General features: G+C 42.2%; 14 protein-coding genes, 1 riboswitch and 1 other annotated feature. Of the genes, 3 read left to right on the forward strand and 11 right to left on the reverse strand.

The window, feature by feature from the left end; genetic code table 11:
- Positions 1–83 precede the first annotated feature (83 nt).
- The gene (locus LKD48_RS00730) at positions 84–845 is read right to left on the reverse strand and encodes an N-acetylmuramoyl-L-alanine amidase (protein WP_308730860.1); all 762 of its coding nucleotides are present in this window, start codon (positions 843–845) and stop codon (positions 84–86) included.
- Between the two features lie 78 nt (positions 846–923).
- Positions 924–2798: a glycosyl hydrolase family 18 protein gene (locus tag LKD48_RS00735; protein ID WP_308730861.1), complete on the reverse strand. Its 1875-nt coding sequence runs from the start codon at positions 2796–2798 to the stop codon at positions 924–926.
- 765 nt (positions 2799–3563) lie between these two features.
- On the opposite strand from LKD48_RS00735, the gene LKD48_RS00740 reads away from it, so the two are divergent.
- From LKD48_RS00740 to LKD48_RS00750, 3 genes are all read left to right on the forward strand, one after another.
- Positions 3564–4301 (forward strand): adaptor protein MecA, encoded by a 738-nt coding sequence (locus LKD48_RS00740; protein ID WP_308730862.1) that lies wholly within the window; start codon positions 3564–3566, stop codon positions 4299–4301.
- Positions 4302–4438: 137 nt separating this feature from the next.
- The gene (locus LKD48_RS00745; RefSeq protein WP_118613661.1) at positions 4439–4942 is read left to right on the forward strand and encodes an SEC-C metal-binding domain-containing protein; all 504 of its coding nucleotides are present in this window, start codon (positions 4439–4441) and stop codon (positions 4940–4942) included.
- Between the two features lie 142 nt (positions 4943–5084).
- Positions 5085–6452 carry a citrate/2-methylcitrate synthase gene (locus LKD48_RS00750; protein ID WP_118613663.1) on the forward strand — a complete coding sequence of 456 codons (1368 nt, stop codon included), beginning with the start codon at positions 5085–5087 and terminating at the stop codon, positions 6450–6452.
- A gap of 100 nt (positions 6453–6552) precedes the next feature.
- Here LKD48_RS00750 and aroA read toward each other — a convergent pair whose 3' ends face one another.
- From aroA to LKD48_RS00795, 9 genes are all read right to left on the reverse strand, one after another.
- The gene (aroA, locus tag LKD48_RS00755; RefSeq protein WP_308730863.1) at positions 6553–7875 is read right to left on the reverse strand and encodes a 3-phosphoshikimate 1-carboxyvinyltransferase; all 1323 of its coding nucleotides are present in this window, start codon (positions 7873–7875) and stop codon (positions 6553–6555) included.
- Between the two features lie 211 nt (positions 7876–8086).
- Positions 8087–9298 carry an LL-diaminopimelate aminotransferase gene (locus LKD48_RS00760; RefSeq protein WP_118613665.1) on the reverse strand — a complete coding sequence of 404 codons (1212 nt, stop codon included), beginning with the start codon at positions 9296–9298 and terminating at the stop codon, positions 8087–8089.
- A gap of 26 nt (positions 9299–9324) precedes the next feature.
- Complete coding sequence (locus LKD48_RS00765) at positions 9325–9879, reverse strand: ANTAR domain-containing response regulator (RefSeq protein ID WP_308730864.1); 555 nt, start codon at positions 9877–9879, stop codon at positions 9325–9327.
- 66 nt (positions 9880–9945) lie between these two features.
- Positions 9946–11280: a glutamine synthetase family protein gene (locus LKD48_RS00770; RefSeq protein ID WP_118613667.1), complete on the reverse strand. Its 1335-nt coding sequence runs from the start codon at positions 11278–11280 to the stop codon at positions 9946–9948.
- A gap of 313 nt (positions 11281–11593) precedes the next feature.
- The gene (proS, locus tag LKD48_RS00775; protein ID WP_118613669.1) at positions 11594–13030 is read right to left on the reverse strand and encodes a proline--tRNA ligase; all 1437 of its coding nucleotides are present in this window, start codon (positions 13028–13030) and stop codon (positions 11594–11596) included.
- Positions 13031–13092: 62 nt separating this feature from the next.
- Positions 13093–13300 (reverse strand) — a binding site (T-box leader).
- A gap of 58 nt (positions 13301–13358) precedes the next feature.
- Complete coding sequence (locus LKD48_RS00780) at positions 13359–14678, reverse strand: aspartate kinase (RefSeq protein ID WP_308730865.1); 1320 nt, start codon at positions 14676–14678, stop codon at positions 13359–13361.
- A 44-nt stretch (positions 14679–14722) separates the two neighbouring features.
- A complete protein-coding gene (locus tag LKD48_RS00785) occupies positions 14723–15466 on the reverse strand; it encodes an RluA family pseudouridine synthase (protein WP_308730866.1) in 744 nt (247 codons plus the stop codon).
- A 1-nt stretch (position 15467) separates the two neighbouring features.
- Complete coding sequence (gene metK, locus LKD48_RS00790; protein ID WP_308730867.1) at positions 15468–16652, reverse strand: methionine adenosyltransferase; 1185 nt, start codon at positions 16650–16652, stop codon at positions 15468–15470.
- A 140-nt stretch (positions 16653–16792) separates the two neighbouring features.
- Positions 16793–16905: riboswitch (SAM riboswitch) on the reverse strand.
- Between the two features lie 92 nt (positions 16906–16997).
- Positions 16998–18302, reverse strand: coding sequence for a UDP-N-acetylglucosamine 1-carboxyvinyltransferase (locus LKD48_RS00795; protein ID WP_066563527.1), 1305 nt, complete (start codon positions 18300–18302; stop codon positions 16998–17000).
- Between the last annotated feature and the right edge of the window lie 101 nt (positions 18303–18403).

Here is an 18403-nt window from a genome sequence, read left to right on the forward strand (position 1 = left end):
ATGTTTTTGCGGGTCCCAAGCTCAAAAACCTAATCGTGCAAGCACGAACGGCTTTTGGAGCTTTTGACCCTGGTATCATATTATCATAATATCTTTTCATTCGCAAGGTATTCTAATATTCCCTGCCCTATTGCTTTTGCTATTGACTTTTGATAGGCTGGCGTTGCAAGAAGCTTTGCTTCCTCCCAATTGCTTAAAAAGCCACACTCACATATCACAAGAGGCATTGGCGAATGGACAAGCAGATAATATTCTCCGTTTGGCTTTATTGTTCTTGTATTTTCATCTCCAATTACAAGATCAAAAGCTTCCTGTATACTTGCAGCAAGCTTTTTTCCTTCTGCTGAATCTTTATAATAAAACACCTGTGGTCCTTTGACTGATTCCTGTGTATAACTATTCTGGTGAATGCTCACTGCTATATCTGCATCACAGTCAACCATGATCTGAATACGCTTTTTCATATCTGCAAGTTTTTTATTGCGTTCTGATGACTGATACAGTGGACTGTCATCTTCCCTTGTCATGACTACATTAATTCCTTCATTTTCAAGAAACTCTTTTACATACTTTGCAATCTCCAAATTAATATCTTTTTCAAGCACCTGGTTTATTCCAACCTTACCTGAATCATCTGCCCCATGTCCGGCATCAAGAATCACCGTTACTGTTTTTTGTGGGACTGTAGATACCTGCTGTATCTTTTTTGTGGTGGCTGCCGGCATTACATATGCCAGCGAAAGAATCAAAAGCATCATTATAAATTTTGCTGTCTGTTTCACACTGACCTCATATTTTATCATTCTCTTTTCTAGTATATTGACATTACCCATATACTTATCCATATTTTGCAATGCTTCTTAAGACAAAAACGTTCAGGTCATATATTGCTGACCTGAACGTTTTATCTTATGGCTTATTCATCACTTATCTGTATATTTTCGAATAATGCTCCACGTTTCCTTATTTTCCATATTTAATTTAAAGAATGCAACGCCTCCCGGCTCATATGAGCATGCCGCCTGCATCTTTAAATCCATGGAATTTTCATCTTCGACCCAAAGGCGATACCACGAACCATTCTCCTCATACTCAGTGTAAAACTGACCGACATCATCAAGCCATGTCAGACTCAGATCATGCTCACGAATTATGTTATTCTCGCCCTCCATGCTGACACCTTTGCTGCTTAACAGATATTTGTTGTTCTTAGAATCATATGCACCATCGCTGTTATCAACAAAAACCTGCGAATTATCAGTCTTATCAGACTCACTCTCCGCTGGTGTCTCACACCACAGTCTGCTGTAAAATGGAAGACCTACAATCACCTTTTCCTTTGGTACCTCGGCTATAGTGCGCTCTGCCGACTGCTTTACAAATGCAAGAGAAGATGTGCTTCCTGCTTCTGGTCCTTTTACATAATGCTCATCATATGCCATGACAACAACATAATCGACAACCTGCCCCTGCTGTGTTCTGTCATAAAATGCTGTGTGCGGCATTGGTGAATAATTATCTACCGAAAGAACAAGCTTTTCCTTACGACAGGCAGCAGACAGTTCACGGATAAACTGTATGTAAGAAGGTCCCACATCAGATTTAATGGTTTCCACATCCAGATTAATGCCATCCGCTCCAAGCTCCTTCACCGCGTCAATCACAGCTGTAATCAATGTTTTCCTGTGTGAAGTTGTTCCAAAAACCTGAAGGCCATCTGTTGAAATATTAATATCATCAAGCATAACCCATACCTGAAGGCCTGCCTTATGCGCTTTTGTTACATATTTCTTTTCACCCAGATTTTGAATATTTCCATCATTATCCTTAATAGTAAACCAGGTTGGACAAATTACATTCATGCCCTTTGCTGTCGAGATTATATCATCAAGCTGACTATATCCCGATTCACTAAATACTTGATGCCATCCCATCACAACCATCTCATCCATTGCGATATTCGTATACTTTGGCAGAGGTCTTCCATCTGGAACAGCCTTTGCCTCCTCCTTAATCTCACCAAGCATCTTATTCTGCACATATCCAACCAGACCAGTCTGTGTCTGTACGCGACTCCAGGATGCTCCCTGCTCTAATACAGTAACAACATCGTCAGTAGCCAGTGAAGCCACAATATCATTCTTGATACCGGCCTGTGTACGCGCCTTTGTATCTTTCAGTAAAGATGCGCGCGGCTGCTCGCTCCAGTCATTAAATACCCAGATGGACTTCATCGTATCGTCAACTGTATAATAAGAGTAGTCCATCAGCTTAAGATAATCAAGCGCAATACATAAGCTTCCATCTTTAAAATAGCACGGCTGATATGTCAGTGTATACTTAATTCCATCTGAATCAGTATAAAAGCTTTCTCCCGGTGCTGCAGAATATGTTTGGAGCGGATCTGTATATAATAATGCCAGACCGTCATAATAAAAGGCATCGCTAATCTCATAGTAAAGCGTAGAAAACGGAAGATACCATACACCATTTTCCTCAAACGGTGCACCATTCGTAATATCAACAATCTCGGAATTTACAATAAGTCCATACTGATTGTCATCCTCAAGACCAAAATATTGATTATGGCTTACTCGATTCTTTGACGGAATCAAAAGATACACACCTGCTCCAATCACTGCCAATAAAATCAGAAGTATAAATAAAAATCCTGCTTTTCCTTTTTTCTTCCTTTTTTTCGGTTTTGGCGCCTTTTTCGTCTGTTTTTCTGGTTCCTTTTCTATTTTTTTCTTTTTTTCCTTCTCAAAATCCTTTTCAGAATTTTTTTCATCACCCATAAGTTTTTCCTTTTCTGTTTGTGGCAAAGGCAGATAAGAGGTTCGGTGCTGCAGCTGCCTGCTGTTTATTTCCTATCTGCCTTTCTCGTTTCTTTTGTTATTTTAACATGGCTTACGTTCTCTTTTGTCTGCTGAAGTGGACAACACGCCAGAAAACTGTCTCTCATCCAGCTTTTCCTGATGTGTATGATTCTTATACGAATCTGTGTGATGTAATTCATATACCGTGTTCGCCGTCATGTGCTGAGTCTTATGCGTAATTGCCTCCCTTTCAAGGGCTTTGTCACTCTGCCAGTCTGTGCGTTCCATTTTTCAGCAAACAGCAGGTACTCGCTTTCCTGCCGTTACTCTCAGCTTATACTAAAATTCGAAATAAATCAATTATCTTCACGCTTTTTTAAGAAAAAACTACATATTGTAAATATTCCTTAAAAATTACGTACAGTTCGCGCGTAATTTTACGAAAGCCCTACGGTGCAATGGTTTCGTCGGCGGACCAAACTCCGCAGGTTCCTTTTATGTTCTTTCTTATTATACATTACTTTGAAAGACCTGCTTCAAGTGTCCGCCTCGTGAAATCCATTCACCTTCGGGCTTGGCTGTAAATATTTGACTGGCGTGAACTGCAACTTGCTCCCTAGATAAAGTCTACCGTGCGATAAATTTTTCTTGAATTATGTGCAAAATAGGTGTATCATGTTAATGAGGTGTCGCAAAAAATCACGCATGACACCTTTTATTTTGAATTAGGAAGGATGTGAGTGAATGCGCATTGAAAAAATAAGTGACAAGCAGATTCGCTGCACGTTAACACAGGCTGATCTGCAAAACCATCATATAAATATTGGCGAACTTGCCTATGGCTCTGAAAAGGCACGTTCTCTATTTCAGGAAATGCTTTCTCAGGCTTCAAGAGAATTTAATTTCCATGCGGAAAACATGCCGCTTATGATTGAGGCCGTTCCTATGTCTGGCGATAACCTCGTTCTTGTCATAACGAAGGTTGAAGATCCAGATGAAATTGATACTCGTTTTTCCAAATTTTCACCAGCAATTGATGACGACGATTTCTCTGGTGACTTTGCAGACATTGAGGCAGCCTTTGGAGACACCAAGGCAGATGAAATTATTGAGGAATTTAAACGCCTATGTGAACAACAGGCTCAGCTCGATGATGAACCTACTGATCCAGCCTATATAAGTGAGCCAGATTTCTTCCGTGTTTATGCATTCTTGTCTATTGATGATGTCTGCCGCGCATCCCGTGCACTGCAGAGTGCATATGATGCTGACAATTCTTTATATAAGGATCCACAGCATAACCGCTACTATCTTGTCCTGCACAAGGGTGATCACTCTCCTCAAACATTCAATAAAGTATGCAATATTTTGTCAGAACATGCAGAAAGCATCCACTGTAATGCAGGCACTGAGAGTTACTATAAAGAGCACTTTACTCTGATTCTCGCAAAACATGCACTGCAGTCTCTCAAACAGCTTTAATAAAAGGCGTCAAAATGCTTTTGTTTGGCTTGTGAATTGTAAACAAACCCCTTGCAAAATCTACGTTTTCTGCTATACTGACTGTGTGTGCCCTTTTTGGTGCACCTGTGCAATACGGTAAAAATTGGAGGATTATTATGACATTACTTGAGCAGTGGAGAGGCAGTGCCTACAACGAGAACATGACTCAGGAACAGTACAATCAGTTCTGGAATCATTATTTTGTAATTGAGAAGGGATTTTATGAGTCTCTTCTTGCCGATAACGAAGTCGTAACCGGAACCATCCCGCAGCTGGCTGAAAAATACGGCATTGACAAGATGGTTATGGTTGGTATTTTAGATGGCATCAATGACAGTTTGAAGCAGCCAAACCCAATCGAAACAATGGATGAGACAACTGAGCTCTCTTTAGATTATGATAAAGAAAAGCTGTACTACAACATGGTTGGTGCAAAGGCTGAATGGCTTTATACCCTTCCTCAGTGGGATGCACTTCTTACTCCAGAGCGCCGCAAGGAGCTTTACAAAGAACAGAAGTCTTCTACTACCATCGTAAAGGATAAGAAGATCGGCCGTAACGATCCGTGTCCTTGTGGAAGCGGTAAAAAATATAAGTACTGCTGCGGAAGAAATAAATAAAAAAAATTAAAAAATCATTTAAATGATGTAAAATTAACATAAAAAGACACTTATCTGGGACAATTCCTTTGACAAGTGTCTTTTTTATCGTTATAATAATCGCATACGCGCCGCCGCCGCGGCAGAAAGGCAGGTCTCACCTATGAATGCATTAACAAAACAAGCAGCTTCTTTTTCTGAATCTATGATTCCACAGTGTCTGGAAAATGCCGCAATGGATCCCACTCTTTTTGATACTTATGGTGTAAAACGTGGACTTCGTGATAAGGCTGGCAACGGTGTTGTCGCTGGACTTACTAATATTTCAGACGTATCTGCTTACTGGTTTGACGAACAAGGCAACAAGCATCCTCAGGAAGGAAAACTTTCCTACCGTGGTTATAATATCAACGATCTTGTCAATGGCTTTGTACGAGAAAAACGTTTTGGCTTTGAAGAAACCACCTATCTCCTTCTATTCTCCAAACTTCCTGATGAAAAAGAACTGGCAGAATTTACTGAGCTTCTCGCTTCCTTACGCAGACTCCCAACTAATTTTGTGCGCGATGTTATTATGAAAGCTTCTGGAAAGGATATTATGAATTCCATGACGCGAAGTGTTCTTACACTTGGAAGCTATGACGATACACTTAATGACACCAGTCTCTCCAATGTACTTCGTCAGTGTTTGATGCTGATCAGTGAATTTCCAATGCTAGCTGTCTACGGCTATCGTGCGTATTCTCATTATGAAAGAAATAAGAGTCTTTACATCCACAGACCTGACATGTCCTTGTCTACGGCTGAAAATATTCTTCGCATGCTTCGTCCTGATAAGAAATTTACAAAATTGGAAGCACTTGTTCTTGATATTGCACTTGTCCTTCACATGGAGCATGGCGGCGGAAATAACTCCACCTTTACCACACGCGTTGTCACTTCTTCTGGCTCCGACACATACTCCGTTATGGCTGCTGCACTTTGTTCTCTTAAAGGTCCAAAGCATGGTGGTGCCAACATCAAGGTTCAGCAGATGATGAAAGATCTTAAAAAGCATGTAAAAGATACATCAGATGTAGATGAAATCGTATTCTATTTAAGTCAGCTTTTAAACAAAGAAGCCTTTGATAAGAAGGGTCTGATCTATGGTATGGGACATGCTGTCTACTCTGTTTCTGACCCAAGAGCACAGATTTTTAAGGGTTTTGTCAAGGATCTTGCAGAAGAAAAAGGACTCATGGATGATTATCAGCTTTATTCCAATGTAGAGCAGCTTGCTGTTGATTTAATTTCAAAGCGCCGCACAATCTACAAAGGCGTATGCGCAAATGTAGACTTCTACAGTGGCTTTGTTTATAGTATGCTCGGCATCCCAGAGGAGCTGTTTACACCGCTTTTTGCAATGGCACGTATTGTTGGTTGGAGTGCACACCGCATGGAAGAGCTGATCACTGGAGATAAGATCATACGTCCTGCTTACAAGCCACTTAGCACACAAAAGGAATATATTGATCTTCATAACAGACCATAATCTACTTTCTAAAAAAATTTACCGCCCATAGAATCAACTATGGGCGGTTTTTGTTACAGTTCGCGGATAAACTAATTAACTTTTTTCATATCAATGTGTTTCACATCTGTATTTTTTCAACAATCTCATCAAGCACATCAAAATAATGCTCGAATGTCTTTTTACAGCACATCGGATCGTTGATGACTATTCCCTCTGCGCGCAGTCCTACAAGGCTAAAGCCCATTGCCATGCGGTGATCGTCATAAGTCTGGATCAGTGCCGGCTTTGGCGTTCCTGGCCATATCGTGATACTATCTTCGCCTTCCTCGCAGCGAATATCCATGCGTGTTAGCTCTGTACATATTGCCGCTATGCGATTGCTTTCCTGTAAGCGGATATGCGCGATTCCACGTATGGTAGTCGGTGTATCAGCAAATGGTGCAATTGCCGCCAATGTAATAGCCTGATCTGAGCAGCTGTGCATATTTACATCCACACCTTTTAAGATACCGTTTGCTGGTTTGCTCACACAGATTCCCTCTGGTGTATCTTCACAGATACAGCCCATTTTTTCAAGAATATGAACAAATTCAACATCTCCCTGCAGTGATTCTTCATGCACACCAGAAACTGTAACTGATATGCCAAGAAGTGCTGCCATGGCATAAAAATAACATGCAGCAGATACATCTGGCTCTATATCATACTTCTTTGCCTGATAACCGCCCTGCTTAGCAATTTTGTACACACCATTCTCAGACTGTACCTTTATTCCAAACTGCTCCATCATACGCACCGTCATGTCGATATAAGCCATGCCATGAGTTCCCTCTACCCTAATTACAGACTCTCCTGCATATGCGCCAAGTGAGATAAGCAGTGCACTTAAAAACTGGCTGCTGTCATTAATATTAACGCTGACATCAATACGCTTTTTCTCATTGTCACTATCATCAATAAGCAGCCCTGCACCTGTCACTTCAAACGGAAAATGACCATCCTGTCCCTCAAACAAAAATGATGCTCCGATGCCAGTCAGCGTCTTTAAAAGGGGTCCCATAGGGCGCTTTCTCATCTGTGCAGATGCATCCATATAGTGAGTTCCCTCTGACAGCCCCAGAAATGCTGCTAAAAAGCGCGCTGCTGTTCCGGCGCTTCCGACATATATAGCGGCATCTTTTGCCGGTACCTGTCCTCCATGACCATTTACAGTAACATTACAGTTATCCTCTTCTACCTTTGTTTCTATTCCAAGCTTTTGCACACAGTCCAAAAAATGTCTCGAATCATCAGAAAAGAGCACGCCCGAAAGCGCACTCTCTCCTTTTGCGAGCGCTGCTAAAAGCAGCGCCCTGTTTGTAATACTTTTTGATCCGGGCACATGAACTGTAATGCTTGTCTGTTTGATTTCGTTTACTTTTTTTACACGATATTCTTCCATACAAAGCAGCCCTTCCTCTTTCTAATTTTTAACAGTCCACGGACGCCATTCACAAAACCGCACATTCTGTGCGCCGCTGCAAAGCGCGAACAAAGTACGCGCGCAGCTTTGTTTTGTTCATGAACGGGCGTCCACCTCGTCATGTTGATTCACAAAATCCTCATGCAAGCATGGGATTTCATGAATCTGCCATGACGTGTGAACTGTTAAATCACATCTTTACAATTCTCTCAATTGCCTCTTTAGTATTCTCGGCACTTCCAAATGCAGTCAGACGGAAGTATCCCTCTCCGCTTGGTCCAAAGCCTGATCCTGGTGTACCTACGATATTGACAGTCTCAAGCAGGTAATCAAAGAACTGCCAGCTTGTCATGCCGTCTGGTGTCTTTAACCAAATGTATGGTGCATTTACGCCTCCTGATACGCTGTAGCCTGCGCTCTTTAAACCTGTTAAGATCATTTTTGCGTTATTCATGTAATAATCAATCTGTGCCTTAAGCTCAGCCTGTCCCTGAGGAGTGTAAACTGCCTCTCCTGCACGCTGAATGATATACGGAGCACCGTTGTACTTAGTTCCATGACGTCTTGCCCACAATGGATTAAGTGCAACACCATCACACATCAATTCCTTCGGGATTACAGTAAAGCCAAGACGCATTCCTGTAAATCCGGCATTCTTAGAAAAGCTTCTAAGCTCAATTGCACATGTTCTTGCACCTTCACACTCATAGATGGAATGTGGAATATTTTCTTCTGAAATGTAAGCTTCATAGGCTGCGTCGTAGATGATAACTGAACCCTTCTCATTTGCATAGTCAACCCACTTCTGAAGCTCATCCTTTGTGATAACACTTCCTGTTGGGTTATTCGGATAGCAAAGATAAATCAGATCTGGTGTCTTTTCTGGCAGTGCCGGCGTGAAATTGTTTTCCTGTGTACACGGCATGTAAATAACATTGCTCCATGTCTCGGTCTTTGGATCGTAAACGCCAGTGCGTCCTGCCATAACATTACTGTCAACATATACAGGGTAAACAGGGTCACATACAGCAATAACACTGTCTGCCGCAAAGATTTCCTGAATATTTCCGCAATCACACTTCGCACCGTCAGAAACAAATACTTCGTCGATGTCTACATGGCAGCCTCTGTCCTTATATTCCTTTGCAATGGCGCTGCGAAGAAACTCATATCCAAGATCTGGTGCATAGCCGTGAAAAGTCTCTGCATGACCCATCTCCTCTACTGCCTTATGTGTAGCTTCGATAATAGATGGTGCAATTGGCTGTGTTACATCACCAATTCCTAAACGGATAATCTTCTTATCTGGATTTGCTGCACTGTAAGCAGCTACTTTCTTTCCAATTTTTGAAAACAGATAGCTTCCCGGAAGCTTCAGATAATTTTCATTTACTCTTGCCATTCTTCTCCTCTTTCCGCCGTTACGGCTTATACATTTTTCCCCAATATGGAAAGTACCATCTGGGCTGTCTCTATCATATTTACCCCGTTTGCCATACTGCTTTTTTGCAGATAACGATGTGCTTCTTCCTCTGTCATGCCCTTTTGCTTCATCAAAAGATCCTTTGCAAGCATAATCTGCTGCTTATCAAACACATTTCGCTGTTTTGGCTGCTGACGTGCTTTTTTCTTTCGCAGCTCACTTTCTTCTACAGCCGCATCAACACTTGCAAGCAGCTCATGCACCTTAAGCGGCATAGCTACGCATCTAATCCTTTTATCATCTACCTCACTTGTAAACCGCCTTGAAGCAAGAAGCAGCATATCAAATTGTTCCGACAAATCCTCCCTAAGCTGACTATAGATCATGTCGGTCAATCGGTATCCGCACACAACTACTCCATTATGCAGATCATCGGCATATTGAAGTGTCTGAGCACCCGAGGTACAGACAGCAACAACGGGGAATCCATTTTTCACTAAAATATTTCGGATACTTTTTGCATCCTCCGGCTTGGGAAATGCCACTATCACATTTGTCACTGAGATTCCCCCTTTTACACATAACATTTTCGTGCTGCAGTATCTGTTACATCAAAATATTTACACTTAATACTTGTTTAGATACTGCCGGGTTTCCCAATCAGTTACATAAGCCTGATACTGACTTACCTCACGCCTTTTTGCACGAACATATTTGCCGGAAATATACTCGCCAAGCGTCTTCATAACAAGAGGATCATTTTCCATTTCCTCCACTGCCTCTGATAAACTCTTTGGCAGACGCTTTAAATTCAGCTTCTCACACTCTTCTTCACTGAGGCGATAAATATTTAATTCTGTTGCTGCCTGTGGCATTAAGCCCTTTTTAATTCCTTCAAGACCTGCTGCAATGATACCAGCAAATGCCAGATAGGAATTTACACAAGGGTCAGGGTTTCTAAGCTCAATATGCATATCCTTTGCAGATGTTCTTGGAACGCTGATTAATGGTGAGCGATTGCCTGATGACCATACAATATAGGCCGGTGCTTCATTTCCCGGAACAATGCGCTTATAGGAATTTACAAGCGGATTTGTTACTGCTGTCAATCCTCTTACATGTGCCATGATACCTGCCATAAAATGATAGCCAAGCTCACTAAGTCCATATGAATCAGCTGGATCGGACAAAATGTTATTGCCTTCTAAATCCATAAGCGTCATCTTAAGATGCATACCGCAGCCATCTGAGTCATTCATCGGCTTTGGCATAAATGTTGCATGCAGTCCATGACGGCTGGCAATAGTTTTGCATGTCATGCGAAATGTCACTATATTATCGGCTGCTGCAAGCGCATTCACTGGCTGCAAATCAATCTCATGCTGATAAGGTGAATGCTCATGATAGGAACTTCTGACATCAATTCCCATATCCTCAAGTGCAAGAATAATATCTCTTCTGACATTCTCACCTGTATCAAGCGGTGCAACATCAAAATAAGATCCATGTCCCTGCGTCTGCAGCATCACCTCTCCGTCTGTATCATATGGAAACAGACAAAATTCACATTCTGGGGCAATATAAGGATAAATTCCCATCTTGGCTGCCTCACGTATAACCCGCTTTAATATATAACGGCTATCCCCCTCAAATGGCGTTCCATCACACTTATGGATATCACAAATCAGACGGGCAACCTTGCCTGTCTGAGGTCTCCATGGAAAGATCTCAAACGAATCCAAATCTGGATACAAGTACATGTCATCCTCTTCGATTCGCACAAATCCGTCAATGCCAGAGCCATCAAATGAACATTCATTATTAAGTGCCTGCTCTAGCTGTCCTGCTGTAACTGCAATATTCTTTACGGTTCCAAACACATCTGTAAACTGCAGACGTATAAATCCAACGTCCTCCTCATCTACCATGCGTAAAATATCTTCCTTTGAATATTTCGACATACTGATGTTTCCTTTCCAACTGATTACTCTGCTATCTGGCGGCTAACTCATGTTTTAGTTTACTAACCTACTATTTTGACAGTGGGGGCAAACTTGTTGCCCCCGTTGGCATGATACTATAGTAACACATCTTTACTGTATCTTCTATATTTTTTTTCACAATTAAAGTAACTACTCAGAACCCCATTCGCAAAATCGCATCTTCGATGCTTCTATTTTGCTCATGTGGTTACCTCGCCATATAAAATTGCTATTCTGTCTGAATGCAAGCATTCACAGAAAGCAATTTTGCATGGCTCTGAATAGTTGCAAATTAATATGCTTTGCCCCATACAACCATTTTCTTTGCTTTCTTTCCGCAGCATACACATACGTCAGAAAGCTCTTCCTGCTCAAACGGCATGCAGCGGCTTGTTGCTGACAGCTCTTCCTTTACCTTATCCTCACATGCGCGGTCACCGCACCACATAGCCTTTACAAAACCTGGCTTATTTGCAAGAATATCCTTAAACTCTTCATAATTTGTTGCTGTATAGGTGTGAGCATCTCTATGTGCTCTTGCTCTCTCAAGCATTTCCTTTTGCATAGTCTCAAGAATCTCACCTACCTTCGCTGACAGTTCCTCAAAGCTTACGGTGATCTTTTCTCTTGTGTCACGGCGAACAATTACTGCCTGTCCTGCCTCGATATCCTTCGGACCTACCTCGATACGAACCGGAATACCACGCATCTCTGCCTCTGCAAATTTAAAGCCTGGTCCCTTATCAGAATCATCGATAGTTGTTCTGAAGTTCTTTGCTAACTCTTCCTTAAGTGCATATGCCTTATCCATAACACCTTCCTTATGAGCTGCAATCGGAATAACTGTTACCTGAGTCGGAGCAATTCTTGGTGGAAGAACAAGACCGCTGTCATCTCCGTGAACCATGATTAACGCACCGATGATACGTGTTGTCATACCCCATGAAGTCTGGTAAACATGCTTAATCTTATTATCCTTATCTGCAAAGGTTACATCAAATGCCTTTGCAAAGCCGTCTCCAAAGTTGTGGCTCGTTCCAGACTGTAAAGCCTTTCCATCATGCATAAGAGCCTCGATGGTATAAGTAGATACAGCACCTGCAAACTTCTCCTTATCAGTCTTAACACCCTTAAGAACAGGAATAGCCAGTATTTCCTCACAGAAATCAGCGTAAACATTTAACATCTGGATTGTTCTTTCCTCAGCCTCCTCTGCAGTTGCATGAGCAGTATGACCCTCCTGCCATAAGAACTCTCTTGTTCTTAAAAATGGACGAGTCTCCTTCTCCCAACGAACAACTGAACACCACTGATTATATACGCGCGGCAGATCACGATAAGAATGAATGTCTCTGGAATAAAAATCACAGAATAATGTCTCAGAAGTCGGACGTACACACATACGCTCTGGCAGCTCGGTCAGTCCACCATGAGTAACCCAGGCTACCTCTGGTGCAAAGCCTTCTACATGATCCTTTTCCTTGTCAAGAAGACTCTCTGGAATAAACATTGGCATTGCCACGTTCTGTACACCAGTTGCCTTAAAACGTCTGTCAAGTTCATGCTGGATATTCTCCCAGATTGCATAACCATATGGCTTGATTGCCATAAATCCCTTTACGCTTGTATAATCACACAGCTCAGCTTTCTTTACAACGTCTGTATACCACTGTGCAAAATCTTCATTCATTGAAGTGATTGCTTCTACTAATTTCTTTTCCTTTGCCATGTTAACCTCCATTTTTGATTCGGGTGGATAATAGGAAAGTCCCCTGTCAGCAATTTTTACTGACAAGGGACCAAATCATTCTTTGCTTCGGCGGTACCACCCTTATTAAAACCATGCGGTTTTCTCTTTTTTATGCCTGTAACGCTTGGCTGCGTCCAGTTTCCTGGAATGCTCCAAAGTAGGTTCGTTCCCGCGCATTTGTATGCTCTCACCAACCGCATACTCTCTGTGAAACCGCCTGAAAGTACTATTCTTCTTCATTGCACCATGCAGATTTATAATCTGAATGGTTCTATCTTACAAAACAAAATTTGATTTGTCAACCAATTTAGAGCTGAGAAACTACAAAAATATCATAAATTGCTTTGATTGCTGTCTCAAACTCGGAATTTTTTACACCAACGATGATGTTGATCTCGCTAGAACCCTGATCAATCATCTTTACATTTACCTTTGCATGAGCTAACGCTGAGAAGATGCGTCCTGCTGTTCCTCTTGCCTCTCTCATACCACGTCCTACAATTGCAATAAGAGCGATATCCGGTTCAAGGTCAAGCACATCCGGGTGAACCAGATGCTTGATTTCTGTCAATACCTTCTGCTCTTTCTCCTCAAACTCGCTCTGATGTACAATAACAGTCATGGTATCAACACCACTTGGCATATGCTCGAAGGAAATACCATATTTTTCAAAAGCTTCCAGTACCTTTCTTCCAAAGCCGATCTCTGCATTCATCATATCTTTCTCGATATTGATTGCCACAAAGTCCTTCTTTCCTGCAATACCAGTAATTGTATACTTCGGCACATGGCAGGTCTTTTCTACAATCATAGTTCCTCTGTCTTCCGGTGAATTTGTATTTTTGATATTGATCGGAATACCTGCTTGACGTACTGGGAATATTGCATCCTCATGAAGAACGGAAGCTCCCATGTAAGAAAGCTCACGAAGCTCCTTATAAGTGATTGTTGTAATTGGCTCCGGATTTCTAATGATACGCGGATCTGCTACCATACAGCCTGAAACATCTGTCCAGTTCTCATACAGATTAGCATTTACGGCTCTTGCAACGATAGAACCAGTTATATCAGAACCGCCTCTTGAGAATGTTCTAATGGTGCCATCCTCCTCTGCACCAAAAAATCCTGGAATTACGGCACGCTCTACTTTCTCAAGACGCTTAGACATAATCTTGTTTGTGACAGCTGCATTAAAGGAACCATCATGATTAAAACGAATAACCTCTGCTGCATCTACAAACTCATATCCAAGATAGTTTGCCATAATAATACCATTTAAGTATTCACCACGGGAGGCTGCGTATTCCTTTCCAGCTTTTGCTGCAAACTTTGACGCAATCTCCTCAAACTGCGTGTCAAGTGAAAGGGTTAGTCCAAGACCGTTAATGATTTCATTGTATCTTGCCTGAATTTTAGCAAGCTTATCAGAAAAATCTTCGTCCTGCTCTGCAGCTGCATAACATGTATAGAGCATATCAGTTACTTTAGTGTCACCAGAAAAACGCTTTCCCGGTGCAGATGGAACCACATAACGTCTGTCGATGTCGCTGCAAATGATGTCTTTTACCTTTGTGAACTGTTCTGCGCTGGCCAGAGAGCTTCCGCCAAACTTTACAACCTTCTTCATAATCGTATCTCCTCAACAATTAGTCTGACCGCAGTTATGTCTGATCACCTTCCATTAACTGCTGTTATATTGGTATCATCATTCCAGGAAAATGTCAAGTATTTTCCTGTTATCGGATGCCGAAATGACAATTGTGCTGCACATAAAGCGATTGCACCGCGTGGTCCATACACCTTTGCACCGCCATAACGCACATCTGCTGCTATAGGCATCCCCGCATGAGAAAGCTGTGCACGAATCTGGTGATGACGCCCCGTCTCAAGCACAATAGACAAAAAATGCCACCCACCCTCTGGTGAGGGACTGCTTGCATATGGCAATAATATCTCACCTGATTTTACTTCTTCTCTTGCAATCTCTTTCCATGTTAAAACGGCTTTTTTTGCCAATGGATCTGCCTTACTTGATACTGATGTTGTACCTGTTCGCTTGTCTGCCGTTAAATAATCCTCCAGCCTGCCCTCACATGCTGGTACTATTCCACTTACGACAGCTTCATATTTTTTTGAAAAATTTTCTGTCTGCAGCTGTGCACTTAGATCTGCCGCAGCTTTTTTTGTCTTTGCGTAGACCATCACACCGGCTACAGGACGATCTAATCTGTGTACGACAGCCAGATATGGATTATCTGTCTTTGTTTTTGAGGACAAATAACCGCGAAGAAGACTTTCTTGATCCATTGCAAAGCTTTTTCCACGCTGTGATTCAATGCCAAAAGGCTTTTTTACTACGAGAAGGTGTTCATCCTCGTACAGAATGAACACCTTCTGATTGCTGTATCCTGCCATCTTATGCCAGATACTTCTTCAGCGCTTCTGCCTTATCAGTCTTCTCCCACGGAAGATCAATATCAGTTCTGCCGAAGTGACCATATGCTGCTGTCTGAGCGTAGATCGGACGTCTCAGATCAAGCATCTTAATGATTCCAGCCGGACGAAGATCAAAGTTTTCACGGATAATCTCAACAAGCTTTGAATCCTCTACTGCACCTGTTCCAAATGTATTTACCATGATAGATGTCGGATGTGCAACACCAATTGCATAGGAAACCTGGATCTCACAACGCTGTGCAAGACCTGCTGCTACAATATTCTTTGCAACATAACGTGCTGCGTATGATGCTGAACGGTCTACCTTTGTGCAGTCCTTTCCTGAGAAAGCACCGCCGCCGTGTCTTGCCATACCGCCATATGTATCAACGATCAGCTTTCTTCCTGTCAGACCGCTGTCACCCTGTGGTCCGCCGATAACAAAACGACCTGTTGGATTTACGAAAAACTTAGTCTTCTCATCTACCAACTCTGCTGGAATTACCTCGTCAAATACATACTTTTTGATATCCTCACGGATCTGCTCCTGTGTTACATCCGGATCATGCTGAGTAGAAAGAACAACAGCATCAAGACGTACCGGCTTATCATTCTCATCATACTCAACAGTAACCTGAGTCTTGCCGTCTGGTCTTAAATAAGACAATGTTCCATTCTTACGAACCTCTGTCAGTCTGCGTGCCAGCTTATGTGCCAGAGAAATCGGATATGGCATAAGCTCTGGTGTTTCGTTGCTTGCATAACCAAACATCATACCCTGATCACCAGCTCCTGTATCCAAATCGTCCTTATCCTCACCATTTTTTGCCTCAAGAGACTTATCAACACCCATTGCGATATCAGTAGACTGCTCGTCAAGAACTGTCATAACCGCACAGCTGTCTGCGCTAAAGCCATATTCAGCATCGGTATAACCAATCTTTCTGATAGTATCTCTTGCTACCTTCTGGATATCAACATATGCATTTGTGGTGATCTCACCCATAATCATAACAAGACCAGTTGTAGTACATGTTTCGCATGCAACACGGCTCATCGGATCCTGCTCGAGCATTGCGTCTAATACTGCATCAGAGATCTGATCGCAGACCTTGTCTGGATGTCCTTCTGTTACAGATTCAGATGTAAATAAATAATGTGCCATAAATTTTCCTCTCTTTCGTATCTTATATATGCGCAATTCACGGATGCACATTTTCAAAACTAACGTGACGTGTGAATTGCTTGCGCTAAAAAAGTCCGCCCTTAAGGGGCGGACCGACAACATTCTATTTATCCGTTCACCTCTTATTGTTCGACTGCAGGCAATGCCTGCTCGCTCAGGTTGGCACCTTCCTTTTGCAAGGGGTTGCCGTGACTTCACTGATCCTATGTATCTCCATCACTCTGAATAAGGGGGTATTCTTTTTTGCAAATGGGATTATAACCCTGTTTGCATCAAAAAGCAAGTGTTTTTTTTATTTTTTCTTTGTTGTTTATAAATCAACGATCACCAATTAGTTGTGCCATTTTTCAGGCGAAAACGCTGGATATCCTTCTCTGTCTCCACTTCCTCGATGATACCGCCAAGGCTAGTGAGCTTTTCTGCAAAATCTTCATAGCCTCTTTTAATGTATACGATGTCCTCAAGCACACTTACACCCTGTGCTGCCAAGCCTGCAATAACAAGCGCTGCACCGGCACGAAGATCTGGCACTGTAACTGATGTACCTGAAAACTGCTCGATTCCATTTATGATTGCGATGTTGCTCTCCACCTGAATGCTTGCACCCATGCGAATAAGCTCATCCACATAGCGGAAACGATTATCAAAAATACTCTCTGTCACAACGCTAGTACCGCGAGCAAGTGCCAGTACAACTGACATCTGCGGCTGCATATCTGTCGGGAAACCTGGATATGGCAGTGTATTTACTGATGTTGCATGAAGTCTCTCTTTACAGACAACACGTACAGCATCATCAAACTCAGAAACCTCACAGCCTATCTCACGAAGCTTAGAGCTTAAGCAGTCTAAATGCTTTGGAATAACGTTTTTAACAGTTATATCACCTCTTGTAGCTGCTGCAGCCATCATAAATGTTCCTGCCTCGATCTGATCAGGAATAACGCTGTACTCAGCTCCATGAAGCTTCTTCACACCTTCAATACGAATCACATCAGTACCGGCACCCTTAATATTAGCCCCCATACTGTTCAACATATTCGCAACATCTACAATATGAGGTTCCTTGGCAACATTTTCAAGAACTGTACGCCCCTCTGCCAACGTAGCAGCCAGCATAACATTAATCGTCGCACCTACTGATACCTTATCGAAATAAATACGCGCACCAACCAACTTTTTTGCGTCAACAATAATCATACCATTGCTGATCTTTCCAGTTGCGCCAAGAGCACGAAATCCCTTTAAATGCTGATCAATCGGACGGCTTCCGATATTGCATCCACCCGGAAGGGCAACCTCTGCATGGTGATACTTTCCTAAAAGCGCACCAAGAAGGTAATATGATGCTCTCATCTTCTTTACATAGCTGTTATCTACAACACAGCTTCCGATTGTTTTTCCATTTAATCTGACGGTATGGCGTTCATCGCGTACTACTGCCGCACCTGTCTCACTGATTGCCTCCAGAAGGATATTTACATCCTTTACATCCGGAAGGTTTGTAACTGTTACAAACTCATCTGCCATGATCGCTGCAGCCAGTATGCCAAGCGCTGCATTTTTGGCACCGCCAATAACAACGTCGCCCACCAACGGATTCCCGCCTTTTATTACATATTGTTCCATATATTTCTATCTCCCGTTCCAATCAATAATCGGTATGTTTGGAGTCTGACAGGCTGAAAATACCGGCATGAAGCAAAAACCTCATGACAGACATCAAACTA

It is taken from the genome of Anthropogastromicrobium aceti (genome assembly GCF_020687335.1).
Taxonomy (GTDB): Bacteria; Bacillota; Clostridia; order Lachnospirales; family Lachnospiraceae; genus Anthropogastromicrobium; species Anthropogastromicrobium aceti.